Raw genomic sequence first — 6,955 nt, 5'->3', positions numbered from 1 at the left:
GTTTCAGTGATACCGCGTCCAGCTTCAAAAGATCGCAGCCTTCGGCAGCTCCTACATTGGAACGCGACCCCCTGTAGGAGCTGCCGAAGGCTGCGATCTTTTGATCTTCAAACAAAAACGCCGCGATCCTCTCGCGGCGTTTTTGCATCTGGGTTTCACCCAGGATCAGATCACCCGTGCCGTGCTCGATCAGTTTGAAAGCCATCGGCAGCTCCTTGGTCGGGTTTACAGCTGAGTTGTGAGGGGCGCGGTGTTTCAGTGATACCGCGTCCAGCTTCAAAAGATCGCAGCCTTCGGCAGCTCCTACATTGGAACGCGACCCCCTGTAGGAGCTGCCGAAGGCTGCGATCTTTTGATCTTCAAACAAAAACGCCGCGATTCTCTCGCGGCGTTTTTGCATCTGTTGCCTTACCCCAGGTTCTTGCCGAGCAGTGCGTGATACAGCTCGCTGTCGCCCAGAATCCCCACCACCTTGTTGTTGTCATGCAGCACCAGCTTGTTGCCGGTCTGATAACGAATCTGCAGCGCATCGCGCATGCCGATGTTCGAGTCCACCAGGGTGGGTCGACGACCCAGGCCTTCAACGGCCTGACCCGGTATCCAGTTCTGCAAGTCCAGCGCAGACCCGTTCTGGCGAGCGCCCTTGATGGTGTTGCCTTCGGCCAGGTCCAGCCACGAATCACCGCCTGGATCCAGGCACACCGAACCATTGATGCGTTTGCAGTTGTCCAGGGTGCGCATCAGGCTGCGGCCGCACAGTACGTTCAGCGGGTTGGTGTGGGCCACGAAGGTCCGCACGTAGTCGTCCGCCGGGTTGAGGACGATCTCTTCCGGTTTGCTGTACTGGATGATCCGGCCGTCTTTCATGATCGCGATACGGGAGCCCAGTTTCAGGGCTTCGTCGAGGTCGTGGCTTACGAACACGATGGTCTTGCTCAGCTTGCGTTGCAGTTCCAGCAGTTCGTCCTGCAGACCCTGGCGGATCAGCGGGTCGAGTGCCGAGAACGGTTCGTCCATCAGCAGGATGTCGGCGTCCATCGCCAGGGCGCGGGCCAGGCCCACACGTTGCTGCATACCACCGGACAGCTCGTTGGGTTTCTTGTTGCGCCACTGGGTCAGGCCCACCAACTCCAGCTTGTCGTCCACCAGTTTGCGTCGTTCCTTCTCGGGCCGACCCTGCATTTCCAGGCCAAAGCTGATGTTCTCGCGAACGGTCAGCCAAGGCATCAGGGCGAACTTCTGGAACACCATCGCGATGCGTTTGGTACGCATCATTTTCAGCTCGGCCGGGCTGCAGGAGGCGATGTCGATCTGTTTGCCTTCATGCTCGACGAACAACTTGCCACGGCTGACGGTGTTCAGGCCGTTGATGCAGCGCAGCAGGCTGGACTTGCCGGAGCCGGACAGGCCCATCAGTACGCAGATTTCACCTTTTTCGATATCCAGGCTGGCTTTTTCAACACCGACGATCTGCCCGGTCTTTTTCAGGATCTCGTTGCGGGTCATGCCCTGATCCAGCAGCTTGAGCGCCTCGCGTGGATCTTTGGAGAAGATAACGTCAACGTTCTCGAAGCGAATAATGCTCATGCGTCACCCCCTACCTTGGCGTCGGGTTGTTTGCAGATACGGTCGAGCATGATCGCCAGCAGTACGATCGCCAGGCCTGCTTCGAAGCCCAGGGCGATATCAGCAGTGTTCAGTGCGTTGACCACCGGTTTGCCCAAACCATCGGCGCCCACCAGTGCCGCGATCACCACCATCGAAAGAGACAGCATGATGCACTGGGTGATGCCTGCCGCGATGCTTGGCATGGCGTGTGGCAGTTCGATTCGCGAGAGCAGTTGACGCCGAGAGCAGCCAAAGGCCTTGCCGGCGTCCATCAGTTCTTCCGGAACATCGCGGATACCCAGGTAGGTCAGGCGAATGGGCGCGGCAATCGCGAACACCACCGTCGAAATCAGGCCCGGGACCACACCCAGACCAAAGAGGGTCAGGGTAGGAATGAGGTACACGAAGGTCGGTACGGTCTGCATCAGATCGAGTACCGGACGCATTAAAGTATAGAACATCGGCTTGTGCGCGGCGACGATGCCCAGGGGCACGCCGATGACCACGCAGACCAGGGTGGCGAACAACACCTGGGCGAGGGTTTCCATGGTTTCCTGCCAGTACCCCAGATTGAGGATCAGCAGAAAGGAGGCAACGACAAACGCGGTCAGGCCCCATTTGCGTTGAATGAAGTGTGCCAGTAGCGCGATCAGGCCGATCAGTACCAGCGGGTTGAACCAGGTCAGCGCAAACGTCACGCCGTGGATCATCGTTTCCAGTGTCACGGCGATTGCGTCGAAGGTGCTGGCGCCGTGTTGCGTCAGCCATTCAACGAAGCCCGCGATGTACTGGCCTAAAGGGATTTTCTGATCAATCAGCATGGTAGTGAACGTCCGCATGCAAGGAAATAAACAGCCCGGACGGCTTGCGCCGTCCGGCATAAGCGATGCTCTCTAATTCAAGGCTGGTTGAGCTTGGCTTTCACGGCTTCCAGGCCAGGTTTACCGTCAGTGGTGGTCACGCCAGCGAGCCAGGTATCGAGCACCTGTGGATTCTTTTTAAGCCAGGCCTTGGCGGCCGCGTCAGGCTTCATCTTGTCGTCCAGGATGTTGCCCATCAGTTCGCTTTCCATGTCGACCGTGAACTCCAGGTTTTTCAGCAACTGACCGACGTTGCTGCATTCCTCGGCGTAGCCCTTGCGGGTGTTGGTCGCCACAGTGGCGGCGCCAAAGTCGGGGCCGAAGAAATCGTCGCCGCCGGTCAGGTATTGAATCTTGAAGCGCTTGTTCATCGGGTGCGGCGCCCAGCCCAGGAACACCACGGCGGTGTCGCGTTTCTGCGCACGGTCGACCTGCGACAGCATGCCGGCTTCGCTGGACTCGACGACCTTGAAGCCCGCGTCCTTGAGGCCGAAGGCGTTCTTGTCGATCATCGACTGGATCAGGCGGTTACCGTCGTTGCCAGGCTCGATGCCGTAGATCTTGCCGTCGAGCTCTTTCTTGAATTTGGCGATGTCGGCGAAGTCATGCAGCCCCTTGTCGTACAGCGCTTGAGGGACGGCGAGGGTGTACTTGGCGCCCTTGAGGTTGGTACGCACGGTTTCCACGGTGCCGGCATCGCGGTAGGCCTTGATGTCGTTTTCCATGGTCGGCATCCAGTTCCCCAGGAACACGTCCATGTTCTTGCCGTCGGCCAGCGACTTGTAGGTCACGGGCACGGAAATCATGGTGGTCTTGGTCTTGTAGCCGAGGGCGTTGAGCACGACGCTGGTGGTCGCGGTTGTCGCGGTGATGTCGGTCCAGCCGACATCGGAGAAGTTTACGGTATTGCACTGCGCCGGTTCTGCGGCTTGCGCCAGAACCGGCAGACTAAGCATGGCGGCCAACAACAACGACGGGGAACCTTTCATGGATGGACTCCTTGGTGTTTTTTTTGGCAGTGTTCCGACTGGACCACCGCACTTATAGGTTGCGGTTGGATGGCGTTCTGGAGACAGCTCTACCACGGCGCCTTGCAATCGAGTCGATATGATCATGTACCAGTGAAAATCTGACGCCTACAGGGCGCGTCGTATCCAGTACAGGGATGGTCGCATCCAGTGTCGGTGACGTCGTTTACAGATTTTTTCAGCCCTTTTTTCCCCTCTGAACCGCAAAAAAACGGCGAAAACACGGCGTAAAAGACACGCGGCGTTGGTGGGCATGAGTGCGTCGGTTAGAGACGTCGAACAACAGGATAAAAGCTTGATGATGCGCTCATCTCGGCGGATTGCAGCTTCAGCGTAGCAGCTCCGTCACCGCGCGCTTTGGCGTGCGCAGTGGGCCCATTCAGGAGTTCGTCAGTCATGGCTATCAGTGTTTTCGACTTGTTCAAAATCGGCATCGGCCCTTCCAGTTCGCACACCGTGGGGCCCATGCGGGCAGCGGCGTTGTTTGTGCAGGGCTTGCGCGAGCGGGGGCTGCTGGAACAGGTGCGGCGTGTCGAAGTCCAGCTGTTTGGCTCGTTGTCGGCCACGGGCATCGGCCACGGCAGCGACAACGCGGTGATCATGGGCCTGATGGGCGAGTGGCCGGATGCGATCGATCCGTCGCAAATCGGCATCCGTATCCAGGCCCTGCGCGAAACCCATACGCTGTTGCTCGACGGTCGCCTGTCGGTGCCGTTCGTCTGGGCTCGTGACATGCGCCTGATCGACGAAAACCTGCCGTTCCACCCCAACGCCATGACCCTGGTTGTCGAAGGCGAAGACGGCGAACTGCATCGCGACACCTACTATTCGGTCGGCGGCGGTTTTGTCGTCGATGAGGCGCAAGCCTCCAGCGGTGTCGTGGATCTGGATCGCACCGTACTTCCTTATGACTTTTCCAGCGCCGCCGAGCTGTTGCAGCTGTGCAAGAAGCACAACCTGCGCGTGGCGGAATTAATGATGGCCAACGAGAAAGTCTGGCGCAGCGAAGAGGAAATCCGCAGCGGCCTGATGAAGCTCTGGCGCGCCATGCAGGATTGTGTCGAGCAGGGCCTGAAACACGAAGGCATCCTGCCCGGCGGGCTGAACGTGCGCCGCCGCGCGGCCAAGCTGCATCGCAGCCTACAGGAACTGAATAAGCCCAACGTGATCGGCTCGACCTTGAGCGCCATGGAGTGGGTCAACCTGTTCGCCCTGGCGGTCAACGAAGAAAACGCCGCCGGCGGGCGCATGGTCACGGCACCGACCAATGGCGCGGCGGGGATCATTCCAGCGGTGCTGCACTATTTCATGAAGTTCAGCGAGGCCGTGACCGACGCCAATGTCGTCGACTACTTCCTCGGTGCGGCGGCGGTGGGCATCCTGTGCAAGAAGAACGCCTCGATCTCTGGTGCCGAGGTCGGTTGCCAGGGCGAAGTCGGTTCGGCCTGCGCCATGGCGGCCGCCGGGCTGGCGGAAATCCTTGGCGCCACGCCAGAGCAACTGTGCAACGCGGCGGAGATCGGTCTTGAACACAACCTCGGCCTGACCTGCGACCCGGTGGGTGGGCTGGTCCAGGTGCCGTGCATCGAGCGCAACGCGATTGCTGCGGTGAAGGCGATCAACGCCGCGCAGATGGCGTTGCGGGGCGATGGCCAGCACTTTATTTCGCTGGACCGGGTGATCCGCACCATGCGCGATACCGGTGCCGACATGCATGACAAATACAAGGAGACATCGCGGGGCGGGTTGGCGGTGAGTGCTGTGGAGTGTTGACACCGCGTCGACCCCATCGCGAGCAAGCTCGCTCCCACAGGTTTTGCGTCGGTCACAAGAATTGTGTTCACCTTGATCCCTGTGGGAGCGAGCTTGCTCGCGATAGCGCCAGACCAGTCAAAACTGCGCGCTAAGTGAACACCCGGATTAAAACGCGCCTCCTTTTAGCGCGTCGCTCACAGATAAATTGTCTTGCCACTTATCGAGGGCCAACCAGCCCTCGACCGCTCGTCACCTGTGCCTGCGGTGACACTCCTTTCCAGTGCGGCGCAACGCCGTTCCCACAAGTGCTACCGAATTGCTCACCGCTCGTGAGCCGGGGCGCTTGCCAGTCCTGATGGCCATTTAAATCCCCACGCCTTGCAAGACATATATAGACACATTCCGACGTCGTTTTTAGGAGTTATTGAACGCACATTCAAAAATAGGCATGGCAATTGCTCTGTCATTACAAAGCCCGTCTCCCACGCGAGAACGATGGCAATAAAAAGAGCCTCCGCCTGAGGCCATCACCCGCTTTGTGTGAGGAGATACCGCGATGACGACGTTCAACTCCGGGGCCCAACCCCAGAACCGTGCGCCTCAATCCATCGGCTTTCTGCTGCTGGACAATTTCACGCTGATTTCTCTGGCCTCCGCAGTGGAACCCCTGCGCATGGCCAACCAGTTGTCCGGTCGCGAACTGTATCGGTGGACTACTCTCACCGTCGATGGCGGCCAGGTCTGGGCCAGTGACGGCCTGCAGATCACCCCCGACGCCTCCATGCACAAAGCCCCGCCAATGGACACTGTCATCGTCTGCGGCGGTATCGGCATCCAGCGCACTGTGACCCGTGAACACGTGTCATGGCTGCAAAGCCAGGCTCGCCAGTCCCGCCGCCTTGGCGCGGTGTGCACCGGCAGCTGGGCCCTGGCCTGCGCCGGCCTGCTCGACGGCTTCGATTGCAGCGTGCACTGGGAATGCCTGGCCGCCATGCAGGAAGCTTTCCCGCGGGTGGCCATGAGCACTCGCCTGTTCACCCTCGACCGTAACCGTTTCACCAGCTCCGGCGGCACCGCGCCGCTGGACATGATGCTGCACCTGATCAGCCGCGATCACGGCCGTGAACTGTCGGCGGCCATTTCGGAAATGTTCGTCTACGAGCGCATCCGCAACGAGCAGGATCACCAGCGTGTGCCGCTCAAGCACATGCTCGGCACGAATCAGCCAAAACTGCAGGAAATCGTTGCGCTGATGGAAGCCAACCTCGAAGAGCCAATCGATCTCGACGAACTGGCCGTCTATGTCGCGGTATCCCGTCGTCAGCTCGAGCGCCTGTTCCAGAAATACCTGCACTGCTCGCCGTCGCGTTACTACCTCAAGCTGCGCCTGATCCGCGCCCGGCAACTGCTCAAGCAAACGCCGATGTCGATCATCGAAGTGGCGTCGGTGTGCGGTTTTGTGTCCACGCCGCACTTCTCCAAGTGCTACCGCGAATACTTCGGCATTCCGCCGCGTGACGAGCGTGTAGGCTCCAACACTACCCAGCAAGTGGCGATGATGCCGTTGCCGCAAGCCTTGGTGCTGTCGCCGTTGTCCGGGCCGTTGTCGGCGCTGAGCCAGGCGCGTAATGAGTCGACGTTTGCCAGTGTAAGGCTTTAAACCGAGGCGCCTTTAAAAGATCGCAGCCTTCGGCAGCTCCTACA

The 6,955-nt window shown here is 59.7% G+C and carries 6 protein-coding genes; 2 read left to right on the top strand and 4 right to left on the bottom strand.

Annotated features, from left to right (window positions below; translation table 11 throughout):
* From C9422_RS32075 to C9422_RS23415, 4 genes are all read right to left on the bottom strand, one after another.
* Positions 1–400 (bottom strand): hypothetical protein (locus C9422_RS32075; RefSeq protein ID WP_133249030.1); only part of this gene is annotated, 400 nt, incomplete at its 3' end.
* Positions 401–408: 8 nt separating this feature from the next.
* Positions 409–1,587 (bottom strand): choline ABC transporter ATP-binding protein, encoded by a 1,179-nt coding sequence (gene choV / locus C9422_RS23425; RefSeq protein ID WP_116582310.1) that lies wholly within the window; start codon positions 1,585–1,587, stop codon positions 409–411.
* Positions 1,584–2,429, bottom strand: coding sequence for a choline ABC transporter permease subunit (gene choW, locus C9422_RS23420; RefSeq protein WP_116582309.1), 846 nt, complete (start codon positions 2,427–2,429; stop codon positions 1,584–1,586). Before choW ends, choV begins: the two co-directional genes overlap by 4 nt.
* Before the next feature lie 77 nt (positions 2,430–2,506).
* A complete protein-coding gene (locus C9422_RS23415; RefSeq protein ID WP_116582308.1) occupies positions 2,507–3,457 on the bottom strand; it encodes a choline ABC transporter substrate-binding protein in 951 nt (316 codons plus the stop codon).
* A gap of 435 nt (positions 3,458–3,892) precedes the next feature.
* On the opposite strand from C9422_RS23415, the gene C9422_RS23410 reads away from it, so the two are divergent.
* Together C9422_RS23410 and C9422_RS23405 are read left to right on the top strand one after the other, a co-directional pair.
* Positions 3,893–5,269 carry an L-serine ammonia-lyase gene (locus tag C9422_RS23410; RefSeq protein ID WP_116582307.1) on the top strand — a complete coding sequence of 459 codons (1,377 nt, stop codon included), beginning with the start codon at positions 3,893–3,895 and terminating at the stop codon, positions 5,267–5,269.
* 538 nt (positions 5,270–5,807) lie between these two features.
* On the top strand, positions 5,808–6,911 hold the full coding sequence (locus tag C9422_RS23405; RefSeq protein WP_007975492.1) for a GlxA family transcriptional regulator: 1,104 nt from the start codon (positions 5,808–5,810) through the stop codon (positions 6,909–6,911).
* The last annotated feature ends 44 nt before the right edge of the window (positions 6,912–6,955 follow it).

This window comes from Pseudomonas sp. B1(2018) (genome assembly GCF_003097365.1).
GTDB classification, from domain to species: domain Bacteria; phylum Pseudomonadota; class Gammaproteobacteria; order Pseudomonadales; family Pseudomonadaceae; genus Aquipseudomonas; species Aquipseudomonas laurylsulfatiphila.
Note: the sequence above shows the minus strand (reverse complement) of the source record. Positions and strands in the feature narration are given on the sequence as shown.